Below are 21,186 nucleotides of genomic sequence, written 5' to 3' on the forward strand. Positions count from 1 at the left end.
ACATGGATTTGCATCCACTGTTCCTTCTGGAGCATCGCCAGCCTTTGCGCGCAAAAGGCTGACTGTACTGAAAGGTGGCTTAGATTTACTTCGCGCGAAGTGGCTCATTATTACTTTGCGCCCAACACAAGGGCGTGACGGTGAACACGGTGTCGCCCGGTTATCTCGCGACGAAGATGGTGACGGCGATCCCGCAGGACATCCTCGATACGAAGATCCTGCCGCAGATCCCGGCGGGGCGCCTCGGCCAGCCGGAGGAAGTCGCGGCGCTGGTCGCGTATCTGTGCTCGGAAGAGGCCGGCTTCGTGACGGGCTCGAACATCGCGATCAACGGCGGCCAGCACATGCATTGACGCGTGGCGGCCCGGCCGCGCACGGCCGGGCCGCGTTCCCGCAGTATCCAGCGCCGGCGCGGTAGGCACGCCGCGCCGGCCTCGCATTCCGGAGGAGGCATGGGCGACACCTGGACGGGACTCGTGATCGGCGGCTCGGCGCTGGCCGTCGCGCTGACGATGGCGATCGCGCTGCACTGGCTCGAGCGGCGCCGCGCGCGGTTGCTGCGCAATTTCGATCATCGCGATTGCTGGGTCGTCGCGTATGGCAGGCGTCTTGCGCGTCGGCCGGTACGGCGCACGCGCAGCGGCGCGCGGTGAGGGCGGCGGGGTGAGTACGTAGCGGTAGGCGACGGCGGCTGCGGCGCGCTTACGTACCGTGCCGCAGCCCGGCGCCCGTAGCCCGCAACCTGCAACCCGCGAGCTCGGCGGCGGTGCGCCGCTCGCTCGCAGTCAATCGCGCTCAATCGCCGTGAGTCAGCCCGCCGTCGCCCGGGTCGCTCTTGCGAAAAATCCGCTCGGTCGTGCGCTTGGTCGCATCCCGGCCCGCGCGCAACGCTTGCGCGATGCCGTGGCTCACTCGCCGTGCGTCTGCGCGCCGTCGCCCGAATCGCCCTTGCGAAAAATCCGCTCGGTCGTGCGCTTGGTCGCATCCCGGCCCGCGCGCAACGCCTGCGCGATACCGTGGCTCACTCGCCGCGCGTCTGCGCGCCGTCGCCCGAGTCGTTCTTGTGGAAGACCCGCTTGGTCGTGCGCTTGGTCGCATCCCAGCCCTCGCGCGACGCGTGCGCGATGCCGTGGCCGACCGCCTTCGCGGCGCTCGCGGTCGCATGGCCGAAGCTGCGCGCGGCCTCGCCGGTCTTGTGCGCGGCTTCCTTCGAATCGCGCTTGATGTCCTGCTTCACTTCCGACATGTCCGCGTGCGCGATCGGGCTGATCAGCGCGACGACGAACGCGGTGCAAACGAACTTGCGTGCTTTCACGACGTGGTTTCCTTCGGATTGATTCATCGGGCCTCCATGCGATCGCCGTGCGGCGCGGCCGATGCGCCGGCCGCCGCTGCATCGAGCATCACCGCCGCGCGTCCGCGCAGCAGCACGCGCTCGCCGCAGCGCAGCGCGAAGTCGTACAGCACCGTGCGGTCGTCGCCGCCGATGCGCTCTGCCTCCACGACGAGCGGCAGCTCGAACGTGTCGAGCCGATCGACGAACGCATCGACGTTGCGCACGCTCGCGAGATAGCCGGCGCGCGGACGCGCCCGTTCGTCGTGCGCGCCGAGCAGCGCGCCGTGCACGGCCATCGCCTGCGTTGCATATTCGATGCCGCACACCGACGCGAGCCGGCCGTCGCGACGCAGCGGATGGTGCGCATCGCGGTGGCTCGTCGCGCTGCAGCGGATGCGCACGGCGTCCCACGCGTCGACGCGCTCGAGCATGCACATCGCGCCCGCGTGCGGAATGCGCGCGGCGATCCATTCGCGATCGAGCGTCGTGGTCGACATCGGCGGCTGCGGCGTAGGGTCGACGGTCGTCATCGCACACGCTCCATGGCCGCATCGGCCGGTGCGACATCGACCTGCACGCGCGTATCGTCCAGATAGTCGAGCACGACGCGCGCCGCACGCCGCGCGGCCAGCGCATCGAGCAGCGGCAACGCACGCGCGGCCGGAATGCCGGCGCGCAGCGCTTCGAGCGCGGGCAGCGCGAGCGGCGTCGCCGCGGCATCGGTGAGCGCCACGTCGATGCGCGCCAGCGTGCGCTCGCTCGGCCGCGGCGCGAACACCAGCGCGACGCCGAATGCGTCGACGATCGGGCGCACGCTGCGCAGCGGCTGCGGATAGTCGGTGTCGTAAGCGATCAGCAGGCTCGGCACGCAGTCGACCGCCACCTGGCACAGGCTCTCGAGCAGGCCCGCGGCAAAGCTGCCGTCGTGCGCGCACAGCACGTTCGACGTCGCCATCGCGCGGGTCGCGATGCTCCAGTAGCCGGCCGGCGCATTGTGTACGGAGTTGTGGAAGCGCGTCGGCGACAGCTGGCGATCGTCGCCGGCCAGCGTTTCGCAGATCGCATGGCAGTTCTGGCCATCACCGCCCGACGCGCTGAACACGGTCGCAAGCGTCGCCGCGTCGCGCCCGCTCGCCGCCGCGGCTTCGAGGCCGGCTGCCAGCGCGACGCGCACGACCGGGCCGGTGCGCCGGCGTTCCGCCGGCGGCAAGCCGGCCGGCGGCGGCAACACGGTGCGCGCGCTCGCGTAGGGCGCGTGGCCGGCGAGGACGGCGGCCGCGTGCGGCCAGTCGTTCAGCCCCGGGCCAACCAAGCCGATACCTTCGATGAATGCGCTGAGCGTCATGTCGGCTCCCGGCGGTTCGCGCTCGCGTGGTCGGCGCGGCCGAACACCAGCGTACAGTTCGTGCCGCCGAAGCCGAACGAATTGGACAGCGCCGTGCGCATCTGCGCCGCGCGGCTCGCGAGCACGTAGTCGGCAGCGAGCGCCGGATCGGGTTGCGTCGTGTTGACGCCGGCCGGCACGAACCCCTCGCGCAGCGCGAGCGCGGTGATCACGGCTTCGAGCGCGCCGGCCGCGCCGAGCGTGTGACCGGTCGCGCCTTTGGTCGAACTGCACGGCGTGCGCGCGAGCAGCGCACCGACTGCGCGACTTTCGGCGGCGTCGTTGCTCGGCGTCGCGGTGCCGTGCAGGTTCACGTAGTCGATGTCGGTCGCGTCGAGGCCGGCCGATGCGAGCGCCTGTTCGATCGCGAGGCGCGCGCCGAGTCCTTCGGGATGCGGCGACGACATGTGATGCGCATCGCTCGATTCGCCGATGCCGAGCAGCAGGATCGCATCGTCGTCGAGTGCGTCGCGTTCAGCGGGCACGCGCTCGAGCAGCGCGAACGCGGCGGCCTCGCCGATCGAGATGCCGTCGCGCGCCACGTCGAACGGCCGGCACGGCTGACGCGACAGCAGTTCGAGCGAATTGAAGCCGTACAGCGTGGTCAGGCACAGCGTGTCGACGCCGCCGACCACGGCCGCGTCGATCAGCCCCGCCTCGATCATCCGGCGCGCGGAGCCGAACACCTTCGCGCCGGACGAGCAGGCGGACGAGATCGCCGTCGCCGGCCCGCGCAGCCCGCAATACGCGCGCACGAACGCGGCGGCCGAATACGGGTTGTGCGTATGCGCGTAGCGGAAGCCGGCCGGCAGCGCGCCGCCCGCGGGATCGCGCCGCATGTACGCGCGTTCCGTTTCGAGGATGCCCGACGTGCTGGTGCCGACGAACACGCCGACGCGCTGCGCCCCGTATCGCGCGACGGCCGCCGCGACGCGCGCGTCGAAGCCGTCCTGCACGAGGGCGAGCTGGGCGAGGCGGTTGTTGCGGCAGTCGAAGTCGGCGAGATCGGCGCGCACCGGCTGCGCATCGAGCCCGTCGACGGCGCCGATCCACGTGTCGAGTTCGGCGCGCTCGAAGCGACATGGCGAGAGCCCGCCGCGCGCGGTGCGCAGCGCATCGACGGTCGCGTCGCCGCCGCGGCCGATGCAGCTGGTGCTGGTGAAGTGCGAGAGCAGGAGAGGGTTCACGAGGATCGCATCCGGGAGCCGGAACGCGCGCGGCAGCAACGCCGGCCGGCGCGTCGGGCGTGGTCAGAGTTTATCAAACGGGGTCCCTTGCAGGCCCGGCCGGACGCCCGCTGCAGGCGGCTCGGCCGCGGCGGCGGCGCGCAGCGTGGTCCACTGCAATTGCGCGTCGGCAGCCGCGCGCAGCAGCGCCGGCAGCACGTCGAGCACGACCGGTACGCCGCGCGCATCACGCGCGGCGTGCCCGTCGTGCACGAGCAGTATGTCGCGCGGCGCGAGGCCGTGGAGCAGCCGCTGCGCGACGACGCCCGCGTCGCGCGTGCGCGTGTCGAAGCCGCGGCGCGTCCAGCTCGCGAGCTGCAGGCCGAGCTCGCACAGCACCGGCTCGAGGAACGGATTGCGCAGCCCGGCCGGCGCGCGAAAGAACTGCGGGCGCGTGCCGGTGAGTTCGGTCAGCGTCTGCTGCGCGGCCGCGATCTCGCGCCGCAGCGCGGCGGGCCCCGTCAACGAGAACGTGTGACGATGCCGCTGGCTGTGGTTCTCGACCGCGTGACCGCGCGCGACGATCGCCTCGATCCAGCGCGGATGCCGACGCGCGAGATCGCCGATGCAGAAGAACGTCGCGCGCGCGTCGTGGCGCTCGAGCAGGTCGAGCACGCGCGGCGTGACCTCGGGATCCGGGCCGTCGTCGATCGTCAGCGCGATCCGGCGGCCGGCGTCGGCCGGCAGCCGCGTCCAGTTCGGGCCGAGCAGCGTACTGCGCGGCCACAGGCCGGCCGCCGTCAGCGCGGCGTGCGACGCGAACACGCTGCCGACAGCCCAAGGCCACGCGCCCGGTTGCGCGAGCACGGCCGCGAGCGCGCCCGCATGCAGCGCGACCGTGCCGGCGATCAGCGGCGTCGGCTTCCAGCGGCGCGCAGGGCCGCTCGGGTGCCGCCCAATGGCCGACGGCTCGTTCATGAGCGACCTCCTGTCTGATTGTGATGCGGGCGGTGCGCGGGCGGTGCGTCCGGTGCTTCCGATGCTTCGGCAGTGTCCGTCGCCCGCGGCGCGAGGATCGCCGCGAACGCGAGCGCGAGCATCGCGCCAGGGCCGACGGTCAGCCCGAAGGTTTCGAGCAGCGGCACGTGCGACAGCGCGAGCAGGCCGAAGCCCGCCACCGTTGCGGCGTTGGCGACCAGCAGCGACACGAGCGTGTACGGCGTCACCGGTTGCGCATCGTCGCGCTTGCAGAAGAACAGCGCATAGTTCGACCCGACCGCGACGATCAGCAACATGCCGACCAGATGCAGAATCGTCAGCGGCACGCGGGCGAGCGCGAACGAGGCTGCCACCACCAGCACGGCCGCGACCAGCGGCGCGAGCGCGCGCAGCGCGCGACGCGGCGAGCGCAGCGCGATCAGCAGCAGCACGGCGATCGCCGCGAAGCCGGCCAGCGACAGCCGCAAGTCCTCGCGCACGTAGTCGACGTACAGGCGATCAGCTTCTGCCTTCAGGTCGACGAACAACGCATCGCGCACGCCGGCGCGCGCGACGGCCGCGCGGATCGCCGCCGTGTCGAGCGCGGCCGCGGCATCGGGCGCCGCCGCGGCCGACGACGCGCTGCGTGCGCGATCCGCCGCGCGCAGCGGCAGCATCGCGTTCCAGCGGCCGTCGCGCTCGGTCAGCAGTGCATCGACGGCAACGGCCATCGAGGTTCCGCGCAAGTCGGCGCGCGTGAGCAGCGGCGCGCGGCGCGCCGCGTCGACATCGGCGATGAACGGCGCGAACAGCTCGGGCTTCACGGAAACTGGCTGATTCGCGACCGCGTCGCGCATGCGGGCGGCGAGCACGTCGGCGCTGGGCAGGCTCGCCTGCCGCGCGCGCTGCGCGGCGTCGCTCGGCAGATAGCGGGCGGGCGTTTCGAAGCCGGCGAGCGCGCCGCGATCGACGAGCGGCTGCAACTGCGCGGCGACCTGCTCCGCGCGTTCGAGCGCCGCCTGTTCGCCCGGCGCCGAGATCACGACGAGATAGCGCACGTCCGGGGCGCCGACGTCGGCCCGCAGCCGTGCATCGAGCGCCTGCGCGCTCCCGGGGACGGGGCTGAGCGCGGCAAGCTCGCGGCTCCACAGGCCGTCGCGATGGATGACGAGCGTCGCGCACGCGGCCGCGACGAGCAGCGCGAGCGGCCAGCGCAGCCGCGGCGCCGCGGCCGCCGCGCGCGCGAGCAGCGCGCCGAGCCGCGACACGTCGCGAATCGCGACGTGCTCGCCGCGCAGATGCGGCAGCACGAAGCGCGTGACGAGCGCGGCGGCCGTCAGGCCGGCGATCGAATACAGCCCGAGCTGCACGAGACCCGGAAAGCCGGAGAACAGCATCGACGCGAACCCGCACACGGACGTCAGCACGCCGAGCCGGATCGTCGGCCAGTACGCGGCGATCCATGCGCGGGTCGCGTCGCCTGCGCGCGCGACGTTGCGCGAATCGGCGCGCGCCGACTGGACGAACAGGTAGATCGAGTAGTCGACGGCTTCGCCGATCAGCGTGGTGCCGAAGCCGAGCGTGAGCCCGTGGACCGTGCCGAACGCGACGCCGACCGCGGCGATGCCGGCCGCGATGCCGGTGAGCACGGGCAGCAGCCCGAGCGCGAGCGTGCGCGGCGAGCGGTACAGCGTGAGCAGCAGCGCGACGATCAGCACGATGCTCGCCGTCGACAGCCGCTCGACGTCGTGGCGGATCGTGTCGCGCGTATCGACCGAGAACACGCCGGGGCCGGTCATCGCGAGCGTGTAGGCGGCGCGGTCCGGCAGCGTCTGCGTGGCCGCCCCGAACGCGCGCCGCACGGCGTCGAGCGCGCGCGCCTGCGCATCGGTGTCGGCGCCGGCCGCGGCCGTCTGCACGACCAGCACCGCGCGCGTGCCGTCGCGCGACGCCCACACGCCGTCGCGCAGCGCGGGCTGGGCGCCGCTGTCGAGCTGGTCGACGAGCGCCGTCACCTCGCCGGTCGGGTCGCGCGGCAGCAGCGCCTTCGCGACGAGCCCCGCCGACGAACTCAGCAGGTCGAGGCTGTCGCCGAGCGCGCGGTGCAGGCCGTCCGCGCTGAAGCGTTGCGGGTTCACCGCCGGGCTCAGCAGGTAGCGATGATCGAACACGAACTGCCGGTCGCGCGCGTCGTTCGCGGCTTCGCCGTTGTTGACCGCCGAGAACTGCCGATCGTCGCGCAGCGTGCGTGCGATGCGCCGCGACAGTTCGGCGCGCGTGGCCGCATCGCCGCCGTCGATCGCCACCAGGATCAGCCGCGACACGATCCCGTCGCGCAGCTGGTCGACGAGCACGCGCTGCGCGGCGCTCGGCGCACGCGGCAGGAACGCGGACAGATCGGCGGTGAAATTCGCGCGGGCGATCGCCGCCGCGCACGCGACCAGCGCCAGTGCCCATACGAGCACCGCGGGTTGCCGCCAGGCGGGCGAATGCGGCGCGACGGGGCCGGCCGAGCGGGGGCGCTCGTTCATCGGTTCGCGGGCGCCGGTTGCAGGCGCATCGTCGAATGGTCGCCGTCGGCCTGCCGGATCGCGACGCTGCGCAGCACGTCGCGCGTGCCGTCGAGCGTGATCGAGCTGACGACCTTCAGCATCCGCGCGTCGAGCGGCGTGAGCGTGAGCGTCCAGTCGTCGCCGTGTCCGTCGACCACCACCTTGTAGAGCTGTTCGAGCGCATAGCGATTGCCGGCGAGCGTCGCGCGGATGCTGTCGATGAACGCGCCCAGCTCGGGATAGCGCGCGAGCGCGAGCGCGTATTTGCGGTCGTTGCGCTCGACGGTGAGCATGTCGCCGTCGACCACGAGATGCTCGGGCTTCGGGCGCAGCGTGTGCTTCTCGAGATGGTCGGGCGCGACGAACACGAGCTCGCCCGACGATTCCAGCGGCTCGGCCGCGATCGACAGCGTCTTCGTCTCGGTGAAGGTCGCGCGGCCGGACTTGTGCTGCGCGAGCGTCGCCATCAGCCGGTCGAGCGTCCACGCGGGGCCGGCGTCGGCCGCGTGGGCGGGCAGCGCGCAGGCCGCGGCCGCCGCGATGACGAGCGTGCGGGCGGCGCCGCGTAGCGCATGGAGCAGCGTGAACGACGACGACGACGGTAACCGCGGCGGCCAGGGCCGCGGCAACGACGACATCGACGATGCCAACGAGCGACGAACGGCGATCATGTGTCGGAATCCCCGGTGGCCGGCAGCTCGGTGCATGCGCGCGCATCGTCGCCGCGCGCCGCGGCATCGCCCGTCTGCCAGAAATCGAAATAGTTGAACCAGTTGTAAGGCGCCGCGCGGCAGTACCGGTCGACGAGGCCGACGTAGCGCGCGAGCGCCGCATCGACGGCCGCCGCGCGCGTGTCGCGGCGCACGTCGGAGAAATCGGCGATCGTTTCGAAATGGACGTCGTAGCGGTTGCCGTCGCGGTACAGGCCGGTCATGAACAGCACCGGGCGCCGCAGCATCGCGGCCATGTGCAGCGGCCCGAGCGGAAACGCGGCCGGTGCGCCGAGCAGCGGCAGCCGGCGCAGCGACGCGGCCGCGTCGTCGAGCAGCGTGCGATCGGCGAGCATCCCGACCATGCAGTTCGCGTCGAGGCGCTCGCGCACCTTCAGCATCGAATCGATCCGCCCGAGCGGGATCACTTCCGGCGTCGCGGCCGGATTCACCGCGGCGAGCGTCGCGTTGATCTTGCGCGCGTTTTCCTCGTACATCGTGACGACGACGCGCAGGTCCGCACGCGTGCGCCCGATCGCGCGCACGACCTCGAAGCTGCCGAGGTGCGCGCCCAGCAGGAACGCGCCGCGCCCGCCGGCGAGCGCTTCGTCGACGCGCGCGGCGCCGTGCAGCCGGATGTCGAACAGGTCGAAGCGGCCGTTCATCAGATAGATGCGGTCGTGGATCGTCGTCGCGAACGTGAACACGTGCCGGTACACGTCGCGCCATCGCGCGGGACGGCCGAGCGCGCGGCGCAGGTAGTCGCGCGACGCCGCGCACGCGGCCGGCGAGAACAGCACGAAGTACGTCGCGATCGCATGCAGCACGACACGCGACGGCCGCCGGCCGAAGCGCAGCGACAGCCAGGTCATCACGCGCAGCAAACCCGCATGGCTGCGTTCCTGGCGTTCGGCCCACGCGGTGCGCTTCATGGCTGTCCGCCGTCGTGCGTGGCGGGCGGCGCGGCCAGCACGGCGCTCGCGACGTCGCGCGCGCCGGCGCGCAGCGTGAAGCGGATCGCACCGTTCGCCGCCGCCTCGAACGCGATATCGAGCGGCTCGCCGGGCGCGACCGGGCTCAGAAATTTCGCGGATGCGAGCCGCCATGTGTCGAGCGGCCGGTTCAGCGACGCGCCGAGCGCGGCGATCGCGTGGTCGAGCAGCACGACGCCCGGCACGATCGGATGGCCAGGGAAATGGCCGGGCAGCGCGGGATGGTCGGCCGCGATCGTGAAGCCGAGCCGCGTCTGCGGCGCGCAGTGCGCACGCGCGGCGGCCGCGCTCGTGCGCACGTGGCGGGCGACCAGCGCGGCCAGCGCGTCGCGCGGCAGCTTGCCCGTTTCGTTGCGCGGCAACGCGTCGACGAACACGAGCGGACGCGGCATGAACGCCGGATCGATCCGTTCGCGCAGCGCGCGCTGCAGATCGGCCGCGGCGAGCGTCGGCGCGACGACCAGCGCGACGAGCCGCGTCACCGGTTCGCGGCGCGCATCGGCGTCGGCCGGCGCGGCTTCGTCGGGCATGAAGAACACGCCGTCGACGACGCCGGCAATCGCGTTGAGCTGATGATTCAGATAGGCGAGCGACGTGCGCTTGCCGGCGATGTTGACGAGGTCGGCCTTGCGGCCGTGCAGCAGGAACCGGCCGTCGCCGAGCAGTTCGAGCGCGTCGCCCATCGGCACCGGCGCCTCGACGTGGCCGCCCGACGCCCAGACGGTCGGGCCGCCGTCGTCGCCCGCGGCGTCCGCGCCCGGCCGCTCGAGCGCGTCGCGCACGTCCAGCCGGATCTCGGGGAACGGTTGCCACGCGGCGCCCTGCGACGTGCGGCGCGTCGCGATCTGGCCGGTCTCGGTGCTGCCGTAGATTTCGACGAGCGGCGCGTCGAGCGCGGCTTCCGCTTCGCCCGCGAGCTTTTCCGACAGCGGCGCGGTGGCCGACAGCACGAGCGCCGCGCGCGGCAGCGCGTGGCCGGCCGACAGCAGCGCGCGCAGATGCACCGGCGACGTGACGAGCACGCGCGGCTGCGGGAGCGCGGCGAGTTCGTCGCGGATGTCGCCCGGATAGAACGGTTGCCGGTTGCTGAACGCGAGGCCGCCGATCAGCGCGAGCAGCACCGTCGATTCGAAGCCGTACATGTGCTGCGGCGGCACGGTGCCGATCAGCGTGGCCGCACGCCCGTCGAGCAGCGCGAGGCGTTCGGCCGCCGCGCGCACGCAGCCGACCAGGCCGCCCCACGTCTTGCGATGCGGCACCGGCGTGCCGCTCGAACCCGACGTGAACACGTACGCGACGAGCCGCGACGCGTCGATCTGCGGCACCACGCACGGCGCGGCGTCGTCGTCGCCGCCTGCGTGCGCGGCGGCTTCCGGATACGTGAAGCGCGGCAGGTCGATCGTGCAGTCCGGCGCATCGTGCAGGCAGAACGCATCGGGTGCGAACGACGCGAGCTGGCGCACCATCTCCGGCGTGTGCGTCGACGGCAGCAGGCTGACCTTGCCGGCGACGAGCGCCGCGCACAGGCCGACCGCGAAGCGGTAGCGATCGCGGCACACGTTGAACACGTGGCCGCCGGCGGGCAGCACGGCGGCGACGCGTGCGACGTCCGCGACGAACGTGCGCACGCTGACGGGCGCACCGTCGCGCCAGGCGATCGTCTGGTCCGGCGACGAATGGAATACCAGCGGGAATACCAGCGGGTGAGTCGGCATAAATCGGTTGAAGCGTGAGGCAGTGGCCGGCGCAGCCGCGCCGGCCTTGGAATCATCGCGACGGCTGGGTCGACGCGCGGTACGCGCGCATCGAGTCGGCCATCGTCGTGCGCGCGTCGCCCGGCAGCGCGACGCGCCGGCATGCATGCTCGGCGGCGAACATCACGGCGACGAGCGGCAACGACAGGTAGTTGGCGAAGGTCGACCACGCGGCGATCGGCGCGGTCGCGAACAGCAGCGTCGACACGGCCGCGATCGCGACGAAGAACAGCGCCCACGCGAGCGTGATGCGCCGCGTGTAGCGCGCGACGGCCGGCGTGATCTCGCCGTGAATCATCGCCGCGAAGCGCGTGCACAGCGGCACCTGGCCGGCCATCAGCGTGCGGCCGAACAGCAGCGCCATCGCGACGTTGAAGCTCGCGTGCTCGAGATACAGGCCCCATTCGAAATGGCGTGCGAGCGGGACGCGTGCGGCCCACAGCGCGCCGGCGACGAGCAGCCACACCGGCACGAGCGCCGCGCGTCGCGGCGAGCGCAGCGCCGCACCGAGCGCGAGCAGCAGCGGCGGCACCAGCGCCATCGCGAGGCCGAAGCCGTGCGCGCCCGGCGTCGCGGCCGCGTAATGCGCGCCGATCTGATACGCGGCGACCGCGGCCAGCGCGCCGGCGCCGCGCGCGATGGCGAGCGGCGTGCTCATCGCGGTGCTCCCGCTGCGCGGCGCGCCCGCGCACGGCCGATGGCCGCCGCGGTAGCGCGGCGTACGGCTGGACGGACGGGAGCGGGGCGAATGAACGGGCGCGGCATGGCTGCTGGAAACATCGTGCGGATCGTCGCCCCACGCGTGCGTCGGGCTGTCAAAGGTCTTACGAAAAAGTCTTACGAAAAGGCTTGCGAACCATGGCCCGAACTCAGTCCGGGCCGGTGGTGACGCACGCACATTTTAGGGCCGCGGCGCGACGCTTCGTGATGGGCGCGGCCGGGTTTTGTAACGGATTGTATGGCGGCCGCGCGCACGCGTCGCTGCGGCGATTCATTTCGAGTCGAAGCGGCGCAAGCGTCTCGTGCGATCGGGGCCTCCAACTGGCCCGCGCGCGGGCCCTTCAGTCTGTAACCATTCGCGGTATACGCCCCGATATCCGTTCGTCTAGAATCCGCGTAACTTTTACACATGGTCCCCCATAACGCAGGCGGGGAAGCCGGCAGACGCTGGCGCGACGGCGCTTCACACGCGCCGCGCGGGCACGGTGGCTGCCGGTTCGATGCGCCTTTCGCTGCCCCCGGCCGCCTGCCCGCAAGCATGATGAACGCACTGGAACAAGAGCTCGCCACGCTGATCATCGGCGAACTGAATCTCGAAGACGTCTCGCCCGACACGGTGACGGCCGCGACCGCGCTGTACGGCGAGGGCTTCGGGCTCGACTCCATCGACATCCTCGAAATCGCGCTGCTGATCTCGAAGAAGTACGGCTTCGAGCTGCGCTCGGACAACCCGGACAACCAGCAGATCTTCTCGAATCTCGGCGCGCTGGCCGCCTACGTCGCCGTGCATCGCACGAAGTGACGGCGGCGCGATACGGCACGCCATGGACGACGGCACGCGGCGACGCCTGCGGCACGATACGAGGCGGCGGCGTCGCTCAACGCGACGTGTAATGAACGGAGCCATTCGATGCGGGCGCTCGTAACGGGCGGCAGCGGCGCACTGGGGCAGGCGATCTGCACGGCGCTCGCGCAGGCCGGCCATGAAGTGTGGGTGCATGCGAACCGGAATCTCGCCCAGGCGCAGGCCGTCGCGCAGCGGCTCGTCGCGGCCGGCGGCGCCGCGCATGCGATCGCGTTCGACGTGACCGACGCCGACGCGACGCTCGCCGCGCTCGCACCGTTCGTCGACGGCGCGCCGGTGCAGATCCTCGTCAACAACGCGGGCATCCACGACGACGCGCCGATGGCCGGCATGTCGCGCCGCCAATGGCACGACGTGATCGACGTGACGCTCAACGGCTTTTTCAACGTCACGCAGCCGCTGCTGCTGCCGATGATCCGCACGCGGCGCGGGCGCATCGTGAACATCGCGTCGGTCGCCGGCGTGACCGGCAACCGCGGGCAGGTCAACTATGCGGCCGCGAAGGCCGGGCTGATCGGGGCGACGAAATCGCTGTCGCTCGAGCTCGCGTCGCGCGGCATTACCGTGAACGCAGTCGCGCCCGGCGTCATCGAATCGCCGATGGCCGGCGACGCGTTCCCGATCGAACGGATCAGGCAGCTCGTGCCCGCGCAACGCGCAGGCCGGCCCGACGAAGTCGCGGCGATGGTCGCGTATCTGGTGTCCGATGCGGCCGCCTATGTGACCGGGCAGGTACTGTCGGTCAACGGCGGACTTGCATGACCGCGCGTGCGTCCCACGCCGCGCCGCTTGTTGAGGAAATCGAAGTGTCAGTGCAACTAGTCGGCGCCGAACGGCGCGTGTGTTCTCCGTCCACCGTCCCGGCCGCAGCCGCAGCCCCGTATGGCGCGCGCGCCGTGCGTCGTGGCGGCGGTCGTGCCTTGCGATTCGTCCGCAGCGCGGAGGCGCGGCTCGCCGCGCCGCAGCACGGTACGCAACGGCGCGGCGACGCGTTCCGGCAGACGTTTCCCGGCGCGCGCGCCGCGATCGAAGGCGTGCTGCGCGACGCGGCCGGCCTGGGCGTACGCACGTCGTTCGTCCACGCCGATGCATGCGGCGGCAATCCGCCGGTCGAGATCGACGCGAGCGCCGCCCATCCGCCGGAGCATCGGTCGTGAAGCGCGCCGGCCTGTCGCTGCGCGAGCCGTCGCCCGGCATCGACGAAGCCTGCCGGCAGTCGCCCGCAGGTCATACACTTTTGTCAGGATCATCGTCTTCGCAATCGGTCGTTCCCATGTCCCAGCTGCACGCGTCGACCACCCATCTCGTGCTGATCCCGAGCTACAACCCCGGCGTCAAGGTCGACACGACCGTACGCAACGCGCGTGCGCAGTGGAACCCGGTGTGGGTCGTCGTCGACGGCAGCACCGACGGCAGCGCCGAGCGGCTGCAGGCGATGGCCGAGCGCGATCCCGGCCTGCGCGTGATCGTGCTGCCGCAGAACCGCGGCAAGGGCGCGGCCGTGCTGGCCGGGCTCGACGCGGCCGCCGCGAGCGGCTTCACGCACGTGCTGACGATGGATTCCGACGGCCAGCATCCGGCCGAGCTGATTCCGCAATTCATGGCCGCGTCGCAGGCGGCGCCGGACGCGATGGTGCTGGGCCTGCCGAAATTCGACGCGAGCGCGCCGCGGCTGCGCGTGCAGGGCCGGCGCCTGTCGAACGGCTGGGCCGACCTCGAGACGCTGTGGGCCGGGATCGGCGATTCGCTGTACGGCTTTCGCGTGTATCCGATCGCGCCGCTCGCCGCGATCATGCACCGGCAGCCGTGGATGCGCGGCTTCGACTTCGATCCCGAAGCGGCCGTGCGGCTTTGCTGGGCCGGCGTGCGGCCGATCCGCATCGACGCGCCGGTGCGCTATTTCGGCGCCCACGAGGGCGGCGTGTCGCATTTTCACTACGGTCGCGACAACGCGCTGCTCGCATGGATGCACGTGCGGCTCGTCGCCGGCTTCGTGCTGCGGCTGCCGCTGCTGGCCGCGCGGCGGCTGACGCGCCGCTCGCGCCGCGCGTTCGACCGGCCGCGACGCGGCGATCGACCGTCCCGCTGACCGTCAATCCGTTAACTATTGTTACTTTCGGCCGATTGCGCCGGCAATGGTCCTGTCATTAGACGTAAACGTCTGGTAATTTTCTGCCGGATTATGCAAAATCGCCGCTCCCAAATAAAACAACCGAGGGTTACGGAATGCATATCAAGAAAGCGGCGGCAGCGTGTGGCGTGGCGTTCCTGTTGAGCGCGTGCGGCGGGGTGCAGAACCTCGACGCGAACGGCCTGACGTCGGCGGGCACCAGCCTGTTCAAGGCGGCGACGCTGTCGGACAGCGACATCGCGGCCCTGTCGAACGACTCGTGCAAGGCGAGCGACGCGGAATCGAAGATCGCCGCGCCGAACAGCGCGTATTCGAAGCGTCTGACGAAGGTGATGAAGGGCTTCGGCGACATGACGCTGAACGGCCAGAAGATCAACTACAAGGTCTACGTCACGAAGGACGTCAACGCGTGGGCGATGGGCAACGGCTGCGTGCGCGTGTACAGCGGCCTGATGGACATGATGAACGACGACGAGCTGCGCGGCGTGATCGGCCATGAAATGGGCCACGTCGCGCTGGGCCACTCGAAGAAGGCGATGCAGACGGCCTACGCCGTCAGCGCGGCGCGCACGGCGGCCGGCGCGGCCTCGCCCGGCGTCGCGGCGCTGACCAGCTCGCAGCTCGGCGACATCACCGAGAAGTTCATCAACGCGCAGTTCTCGCAATCGCAGGAAAGCGCGGCCGACGACTATTCGTTCGACCTGATGAAGCAGAAGAACATGAGCCAGAAGGGCCTCGTCACCGCGTTCCAGAAGCTCGCGCAGCTCGACGGCGGCAAGAGCTCGATGATGAGCTCGCACCCGTCGTCGACGAGCCGTGCGCAGCACATCCAGGATCGCATCGCGAAGGGCAGCTGATCGCCGTTGCCCGCCGCGCGGCCCCGGCCAGGCCCGCGCGCCCGGATGAACAAAACCCCATGCCCTCGCGGGCATGGGGTTTTTGTTTGTGGCGAGCGCCGCGCGAGGGGCTTACGGCACCATGCCCGGCAGCAGGTAGGCCTGTACGAGCGTGATCACGCCGACGATCACCGCGAACAGCAGGCTGTGGCGCACCGTGAAGCGGAACAGCTCCGACTCCTTGCCGACCAGGCCGGTCGCCGCGCATGCGACGGCGATCGATTGCGGCGAGATCATCTTCGCGGTCACGCCGCCCGTCGTGTTGGCGGCGACGGCCAGCGTCTCGGGCACGCCGAGCTGGTGGGCCGTGGCCTGCTGCAGCGAGCAGAACAGCGCGTTCGACGACGTGTCCGAGCCGGTCAGGAACACGCCGAGCCAGCCGAGGAACGGCGAGAAGAACGGGAACGCGGCGCCGGTCGCGGCGAGCATCAGCGCGAGCGTCGACGACATCCCCGAGTAGTTCGCGACGAACGCGAACGCGAGCACCAGGCCGATCGACAGGATCGGGCGCGTGAGCTCCTTCAGCGTCTCGCCGAACGTGACGAGCGCGTCGCGCGGCTTCATCCGCAACAGCACCATCGAGATCAGCGCCGTCACGAGGATCGCGCTGCCGACGGCCGACAGGAGGTCGATCTTCAGCACGGCGTCGAGCACCTTCGGCGCAGCCGCGATCGGCGCGCCCTTCACGACCAGCTGGTCGAGCCCGGCGACGTGGAATTTCAGCACGGTTGCCGCGAGCGGGCCGTGCGCCGCGAACAGCGCCTTGAACGGCGCGAGGCTCCAGACGGTGACGACGGCCGTCAGGATCAGAAACGGCGACCATGCGCGCACGGTCTGCGCGAGCGAGTACGGCGACGCCTGACGGCTCGAGCCCGCGGCGTTGCCGCCGGCACCGAAGCCGGCGAGCGCGGCGCCGCCGCCGGACGTGACGACGCTGCCGGCCGTCGCTTTCGCGCTGCTCGGCTGCCAGACCTTCAGGAACGTGGCGAGCGACACGAGGCTGACGAGCGACGACGTGATGTCCGGCAGCTCGGGCCCGATATGGTTCGACGTGAAGTACTGCGTGACCGCGAAGCTGCCACCCGCGACCAGCGCGGCCGGCCAGGTCTGCCGCACGCCGCGCAGCCCGTCCATCATGAACACGAGCCAGAACGGCACGGCGAGCGACAGCAGCGGCAGCTGGCGGCCGGCCATCGCGCCGATGTGGAACGCGTCGATGCCGGTCACCTGCCCGGCGACGATGATCGGAATGCCCATCGCGCCGAACGCGACCGGCGCGGTATTCGCGATCAGGCACAGTCCGGCCGCGTGCAGCGGCTTGAAGCCGAGGCCGACGAGCAGCGCGGCTGTGATCGCGACCGGCGCGCCGAAGCCGGCCGCGCCTTCGAGAAACGCGCCGAACGAGAAGCCGATCAGCAGCATCTGCAGCCGCTGGTCGTCGGTGATCGACAGCACCGACGCACGGATGATGTCGAACTGGCCGGTCTTCACGACGATCTTGTACAGGAACACCGCCGCGACGATGATCCACGCGATCGGCCAGAGGCCGTATGCGAAGCCGAAGCCGGCTGCCGCGAGCGCCTGCCGCACGGGCATCCCGTAGGCGAGGATCGCGACGCCGAGCGACAGCAGCAGCGTGATCGCGGCGGCCGCGTGCCCCTTCATCCGCAGTGCGGCGAGCGCGACGAAAAAGAAGATGATCGGAATCGCGGCGACGAACGCCGACAGCCCGAGGCTGCCGAGCGGCGTGTAGATCTGGTGCCAAACCTGCATGGTGGTCTCCTCCATGGATTGCTGTTGGTACGGGTTTTGAATGGGCGGCTATTCGGGTTGTCCGCGCGCGCGCAGCAGGTCGGACAGGCTGCGCGGCGCCGGCTCGAGCGGCGTGCGGTGCCGGGTCCAGCCGAGCTGCTTCGCCGGCGTCAGCGCGCGCAGCCGCGTTGCGGCCCAGCGGAACGCGCGATACGCGCGCGGATGCGCGAACGCGCCGGACCAGAAGCGCCACACGAGGTCTTCCGCCCGGTTGTAGTTCGCGCCCTGGCCGCGCAGCGGGTGCGCCACGGCCTCGTCCGGCTTGCGGTTCGCCTCGGTGCGCAGCCGCACCAGCAGCTGCGGGATCGGAATGCGCACCGGGCACACCTCGCCGCATGCGCCGCACAGCGTCGATGCGCTCGGCAGGTCGGCCGTCGCATCGAGGCCGAGCAGGTGCGGCGAGATGATCTTGCCGATCGGGCCGGGATAGGTGGTCCCGTACGCGTGGCCGCCGATGCGCGTATAGACGGGGCAGTGGTTCATGCACGCGCCGCAGCGGATGCACTGCAGCGTCGCGCGCAATTGCTCGTCCGCGTAGGCCTGCGTGCGGCCGTTGTCGAGCAGCACGAGATGCAGCTCGCGCGGGCCGTCGCGTTCGCCGTCGCGGCGCGGGCCGGAGATCAGGTTGAAGTAGGTCGTGATCGCCTGGCCGGTGGCCGAGCGCGTCAGCAGGCTCGCCAGCGGCACGATGTGTTCGAGCTTCTCGACGACCTTCTCGATGCCCATGATCGCGATGTGCGTGTCGGGCACTGTCGTCGACAGCCGGCCGTTGCCCTCGTTCTCGACGAGCCACAGCGTGCCCGTGTCGGCCGCCGCGAAATTCACGCCGGACAGGCCGATGTCCGCTTCCGCGAACGCGCGGCGCAGCGCGCGCCGGCCGGTCTGGATCAGCGCGTCGACATCCTCCGTGTAGCGGGTGCCGGCGATGTGCTGCTCGAACAGCGCGGCGATGTCGGCGCGCGTCTTGTGGATCGCCGGCATCACGATGTGCGACGGCTTCTCGCCCGCGAGCTGGACGATGAACTCGCCCATGTCGGACTCGATGCAGTCGACGCCGCGCTCCGCGAGGTAATGGTTCAGCTCGATCTCCTCGCTCGCCATCGACTTGCCCTTGATCACGCGGCGCGCGTTGCGCGCCTGCGCGATGCCGAGCACGATCGCGTTCGCGTCGTCGGCCGTCTCGGCCCAGTGCACCTGCACGCCGGCTGCGGTGAGCTTCGCCTCGAGCCGTTCGAGCAGCGCCGGCAGCTGCGCGAGCGCATGGCGGCGCACGGCTTCGCCGACGTCGCGCAGCTGCTCGAGCTCGGCGCCGTCGGGAAACTGGCTCGCGCGCTTGCCTTGCAGGAAGTCCATCGCGCCGCGAAAGCTGCGGCGCAAGGCGGGATCGTCGAGCGCGGCGCGCGCGCGGGTCTTGAAGTCGCCGGGGGCGACGAAGTGCAGCGGCTGGTCGCTCATCGCGGCAGCTCCTGGAAAGCGGGTGCGGCGGATGCATCGGCCGGTTCGGTGACGATCACGACCCACAGTTCGCGCGGGCCGTGCGCGCCGTACGCGAGCGTCTGCTGGATGTCGGAAGTCTTCGACGGGCCCGATACCAGCACGAGGTTGGTCGGCATGCCGGCATGCCAGCGCTCGGCGTGCACGGCCGCGTGCAGGTCCGTGTGCAGCGTGCGCGCGTGCACCAGTGCGACGTGCAGCGGCGGCACCAGCGACACCGTGCGCGGCGTGCCGGCGTCGGGCGCGAGCACGACGGTGCCGGTCGCCGCGATGCCGGAGCGCGCCACCGTGAAGCCGGCGTCGATCGTGTCGAACAGTTCGGTCTTCCACGCGTCGATTGGGCGATCGAACGGCACCGGCGCGACCGTCTCGGGCAGCGCGTGCGCGAGCGCCGCGGCTTCGGCGCGGGCCGGGTCGAGCAGCAGCCGCCGCACGCCGGCCGCCGCGAGCTTCGCGGCGAGTTGGGCGGGCCATGCGTCGGCGCTCGCGCACCAGACGTCGGTATGCGACGCGGCGAGCGCGGCCTGCATCGTCTGCACTAGCGTGTGGAGATCGGCGGCGAGCGGGGCGCGCTGCGCGGCGTAATGCTCGCCGATGCGCGTGTCGACCGCGGCGCTCGCGTGCCCGGCGACGCCGGGCGCGGCGGCGCGCAGCCGCGCGAGGATCGCGTCGCGGGCGCTCATTGTGCATCTCCGCTCAGCGACGCCGCGCCGGCCGTGCGGCGCCACAGGAAGCTCGCGAGGTGCTCGACGGCGAGCTTCGCGCCGGCCTTGTCGGCCGCATGGCCGATGTTGAGCAGGCAGCCGCAGTCGGCCGACACGAGCCGGTCGCAGCCGGTCGCGCACGCCGACGCCACCTTGTCCTGCACCATCGCGCCCGAAATATCGGGGTGCTTCAGCGAGAACGTGCCGCCGAAGCCGCAGCATTCCGATTCGCGTTCATGCTCGACGCGCGTGACGCCCGGCAGCGCATCGACGAGCGCGACGCCGTGGGCGCGCGTGCCCATCTCGCGGCGGGCCGCGCACGACGTGTGCAGCACCACGCGTTCGTCGGGGCCGGCTGGCGGCGCGATGGCGTCGAGCCGCACGTGCAGCACGTTGACGAGGAATTCGGCGAGTTCGTAGGTGCGCTCGGCGATCGCACGGGCCTTGGGGCCGTGCACGGGATCGTCGGCGAACAGGGTCGGCCAATGGTGCCGGATCATGCCGGCGCAGGAGCCGGACGGGACGATCACCGGCCACGCGTCGCCGAACAGGTCGAGCTGCGCGGCCGCGACGCGGCGCGCTTCGTCGGGATTGCCGCTGCTGTAGGCCGGCTGCCCGCAGCAGCTCTGGCCGCGCGGATAGTGGACGGTCAGCCCTTCGCGCTCCAGCAGCCGGACCGCGTCGAGGCCGGCTTCCGGCACGAACAGGTCGACCAGGCAGGTCGCGAACAGGTACACGTGCGCGGGGGCGACAGCGGGGTAGGGCCTTGGGTTCATGTCTCGCTCCAGGTACGCCGTCCCGGCATCTGCATGCGGGCGGCCATTTCGCTGCATAATTCCCGCGACGGCGCTGGAGCTCAAATTGGTTGGGCCAATCGACGCGACAGCGATACGAAACGGGGAGACGGCAATGGCGGCGATGACGGCACGGGGCCGGACCGAAGTGGTGATGCGCAAGATCGAGACGGCGCTGCTCGACGGCACGTGGCCGGCGGGCGCGCGGCTGCCGGCCGAGCGCGTGCTCGCGCAGCAGTACGGGGTCGCGCGCAATACCGTGCGCGAGGCGACCCAGCGGCTCGTCGCGCGCGGGCTGCTGCAGAGCCGGCGCGGCGCGGGCGTGTTCGCGACCGACCAGTTGCGCGCGGGCATCGCGTCGCCGTGGGGCCAGCTGGTCGCCGATCATCCGGCGCTGCGCGACGACATCCTCGAATTCCGTCGCGTGCTCGAAGGCGCGACCGCGTATTTCGCCGCGCTGCGTGCCGATGCGAACGACCGGCGCCGGATCCGCGGGCTGCTGCGCGAGCTGGAGACTGCGCATGCGAACGACGACGCGGTCGTCGAGGCGTCGGCCGACGCGAAGCTGCACGAGGCGATCGCGCTCGCGTCGCACAACACGATGTTCCTGCACCTGCATACGAGCGTGCTCGGGATGCTGCGCGAACACATTTCGATCAACGTCGCCGGGATGACGACCGACGACGAGCAGGCATCCGAACTGCTGCTGCAGCAGCATCGTGTGGTGTGCGATGCGATCTGCGCACACCGGCCCGAGGAGGCGCGCACCGCGATGCAGACCCATATCGACTACGTGCGCAGCCACTTCGAGCGTAACGGCGCCGCGTCGTGAGATTGGTTGGACCACGGCGCCTGTGGCCCGTGCCTGAACGCGCTGGCGGTGGGGCGGTGCGAGGGG

21 protein-coding genes and 1 pseudogene are annotated in these 21,186 nt (G+C 71.4%); 8 read left to right on the forward strand and 14 right to left on the reverse strand.

What is annotated here, in order from left to right:
* Positions 1 to 128: 128 nt before the first annotated feature.
* Together C3Y15_RS28060 and C3Y15_RS28065 are read left to right on the forward strand one after the other, a co-directional pair.
* A pseudogene (locus C3Y15_RS28060) lies at positions 129 to 353 on the forward strand (SDR family oxidoreductase); the annotation flags it as partial.
* 99 nt (positions 354 to 452) lie between these two features.
* Complete coding sequence (locus C3Y15_RS28065; protein ID WP_011886038.1) at positions 453 to 653, forward strand: hypothetical protein; 201 nt, start codon at positions 453 to 455, stop codon at positions 651 to 653.
* Between the two features lie 368 nt (positions 654 to 1,021).
* Here C3Y15_RS28065 and C3Y15_RS28070 read toward each other — a convergent pair whose 3' ends face one another.
* The 10 genes from C3Y15_RS28070 to C3Y15_RS28115 all read right to left on the reverse strand — a co-directional run bounded on the left by C3Y15_RS28070 (position 1,022) and on the right by C3Y15_RS28115 (position 11,530).
* Positions 1,022 to 1,342, reverse strand: coding sequence for a hypothetical protein (locus tag C3Y15_RS28070; RefSeq protein ID WP_011886037.1), 321 nt, complete (start codon positions 1,340 to 1,342; stop codon positions 1,022 to 1,024).
* On the reverse strand, positions 1,339 to 1,866 hold the full coding sequence (locus C3Y15_RS28075; protein ID WP_014723655.1) for a hotdog family protein: 528 nt from the start codon (positions 1,864 to 1,866) through the stop codon (positions 1,339 to 1,341). Before C3Y15_RS28075 ends, C3Y15_RS28070 begins: the two co-directional genes overlap by 4 nt.
* On the reverse strand, positions 1,863 to 2,681 hold the full coding sequence (locus C3Y15_RS28080) for a beta-ketoacyl synthase chain length factor (RefSeq protein ID WP_011886035.1): 819 nt from the start codon (positions 2,679 to 2,681) through the stop codon (positions 1,863 to 1,865). Before C3Y15_RS28080 ends, C3Y15_RS28075 begins: the two co-directional genes overlap by 4 nt.
* The gene (locus tag C3Y15_RS28085) at positions 2,678 to 3,907 is read right to left on the reverse strand and encodes a beta-ketoacyl-[acyl-carrier-protein] synthase family protein (RefSeq protein WP_046424018.1); all 1,230 of its coding nucleotides are present in this window, start codon (positions 3,905 to 3,907) and stop codon (positions 2,678 to 2,680) included. Before C3Y15_RS28085 ends, C3Y15_RS28080 begins: the two co-directional genes overlap by 4 nt.
* A gap of 63 nt (positions 3,908 to 3,970) precedes the next feature.
* On the reverse strand, positions 3,971 to 4,864 hold the full coding sequence (locus C3Y15_RS28090; protein WP_069246325.1) for a polysaccharide deacetylase family protein: 894 nt from the start codon (positions 4,862 to 4,864) through the stop codon (positions 3,971 to 3,973).
* Positions 4,861 to 7,395 carry an MMPL family transporter gene (locus tag C3Y15_RS28095; RefSeq protein WP_069246324.1) on the reverse strand — a complete coding sequence of 845 codons (2,535 nt, stop codon included), beginning with the start codon at positions 7,393 to 7,395 and terminating at the stop codon, positions 4,861 to 4,863. Before C3Y15_RS28095 ends, C3Y15_RS28090 begins: the two co-directional genes overlap by 4 nt.
* Complete coding sequence (locus C3Y15_RS28100) at positions 7,392 to 8,054, reverse strand: outer membrane lipoprotein carrier protein LolA (RefSeq protein WP_059897541.1); 663 nt, start codon at positions 8,052 to 8,054, stop codon at positions 7,392 to 7,394. Before C3Y15_RS28100 ends, C3Y15_RS28095 begins: the two co-directional genes overlap by 4 nt.
* A gap of 29 nt (positions 8,055 to 8,083) precedes the next feature.
* Positions 8,084 to 9,058: an acyl-CoA synthetase gene (locus C3Y15_RS28105; RefSeq protein ID WP_014723650.1), complete on the reverse strand. Its 975-nt coding sequence runs from the start codon at positions 9,056 to 9,058 to the stop codon at positions 8,084 to 8,086.
* The gene (locus C3Y15_RS28110) at positions 9,055 to 10,833 is read right to left on the reverse strand and encodes an AMP-binding protein (RefSeq protein ID WP_069246323.1); all 1,779 of its coding nucleotides are present in this window, start codon (positions 10,831 to 10,833) and stop codon (positions 9,055 to 9,057) included. Before C3Y15_RS28110 ends, C3Y15_RS28105 begins: the two co-directional genes overlap by 4 nt.
* Before the next feature lie 52 nt (positions 10,834 to 10,885).
* Positions 10,886 to 11,530, reverse strand: a complete 645-nt coding sequence (locus tag C3Y15_RS28115; protein ID WP_014723648.1) for a membrane protein — start codon at positions 11,528 to 11,530, stop codon at positions 10,886 to 10,888.
* Between the two features lie 603 nt (positions 11,531 to 12,133).
* On the opposite strand from C3Y15_RS28115, the gene C3Y15_RS28120 reads away from it, so the two are divergent.
* The 5 genes from C3Y15_RS28120 to C3Y15_RS28140 all read left to right on the forward strand — a co-directional run bounded on the left by C3Y15_RS28120 (position 12,134) and on the right by C3Y15_RS28140 (position 15,445).
* Entirely contained in the window at positions 12,134 to 12,394 is a 261-nt protein-coding gene (locus C3Y15_RS28120) for a phosphopantetheine-binding protein (RefSeq protein ID WP_011886027.1), read from the forward strand.
* 108 nt (positions 12,395 to 12,502) lie between these two features.
* Positions 12,503 to 13,219, forward strand: coding sequence for a 3-oxoacyl-ACP reductase FabG (gene fabG, locus C3Y15_RS28125; protein ID WP_046424016.1), 717 nt, complete (start codon positions 12,503 to 12,505; stop codon positions 13,217 to 13,219).
* 158 nt (positions 13,220 to 13,377) lie between these two features.
* Positions 13,378 to 13,614 carry a hypothetical protein gene (locus C3Y15_RS28130; RefSeq protein WP_059475006.1) on the forward strand — a complete coding sequence of 79 codons (237 nt, stop codon included), beginning with the start codon at positions 13,378 to 13,380 and terminating at the stop codon, positions 13,612 to 13,614.
* 116 nt (positions 13,615 to 13,730) lie between these two features.
* Positions 13,731 to 14,546 carry a glycosyltransferase family 2 protein gene (locus tag C3Y15_RS28135; RefSeq protein ID WP_034194787.1) on the forward strand — a complete coding sequence of 272 codons (816 nt, stop codon included), beginning with the start codon at positions 13,731 to 13,733 and terminating at the stop codon, positions 14,544 to 14,546.
* Positions 14,547 to 14,683: 137 nt separating this feature from the next.
* Positions 14,684 to 15,445, forward strand: a complete 762-nt coding sequence (locus tag C3Y15_RS28140) for a M48 family metalloprotease (protein ID WP_011886023.1) — start codon at positions 14,684 to 14,686, stop codon at positions 15,443 to 15,445.
* Between the two features lie 111 nt (positions 15,446 to 15,556).
* On the opposite strand, the gene C3Y15_RS28145 is transcribed toward C3Y15_RS28140, so the two are convergent.
* Genes C3Y15_RS28145 through C3Y15_RS28160 form a run of 4 tightly spaced genes read right to left on the reverse strand, consistent with a single transcriptional unit; the run spans position 15,557 to position 20,270 of the window.
* Positions 15,557 to 17,257: a lactate permease LctP family transporter gene (locus C3Y15_RS28145; protein ID WP_034194788.1), complete on the reverse strand. Its 1,701-nt coding sequence runs from the start codon at positions 17,255 to 17,257 to the stop codon at positions 15,557 to 15,559.
* 48 nt (positions 17,258 to 17,305) lie between these two features.
* The gene (locus C3Y15_RS28150; protein ID WP_034194789.1) at positions 17,306 to 18,751 is read right to left on the reverse strand and encodes a LutB/LldF family L-lactate oxidation iron-sulfur protein; all 1,446 of its coding nucleotides are present in this window, start codon (positions 18,749 to 18,751) and stop codon (positions 17,306 to 17,308) included.
* Entirely contained in the window at positions 18,748 to 19,473 is a 726-nt protein-coding gene (locus tag C3Y15_RS28155; protein ID WP_059735422.1) for an LUD domain-containing protein, read from the reverse strand. The genes C3Y15_RS28150 and C3Y15_RS28155 overlap by 4 nt, the downstream gene beginning before the upstream one ends.
* Complete coding sequence (locus C3Y15_RS28160; protein ID WP_041493889.1) at positions 19,470 to 20,270, reverse strand: (Fe-S)-binding protein; 801 nt, start codon at positions 20,268 to 20,270, stop codon at positions 19,470 to 19,472. The genes C3Y15_RS28155 and C3Y15_RS28160 overlap by 4 nt, the downstream gene beginning before the upstream one ends.
* Before the next feature lie 133 nt (positions 20,271 to 20,403).
* Between C3Y15_RS28160 and C3Y15_RS28165 the strand changes: the two genes are divergently transcribed.
* Positions 20,404 to 21,120 (forward strand): FadR/GntR family transcriptional regulator, encoded by a 717-nt coding sequence (locus C3Y15_RS28165; RefSeq protein WP_011886018.1) that lies wholly within the window; start codon positions 20,404 to 20,406, stop codon positions 21,118 to 21,120.
* Positions 21,121 to 21,186 lie beyond the last annotated feature (66 nt).

The sequence above is a fragment of the Burkholderia sp. B10 genome (genome assembly GCF_004368385.1).
GTDB lineage: Bacteria > Pseudomonadota > Gammaproteobacteria > Burkholderiales > Burkholderiaceae > Burkholderia > Burkholderia vietnamiensis.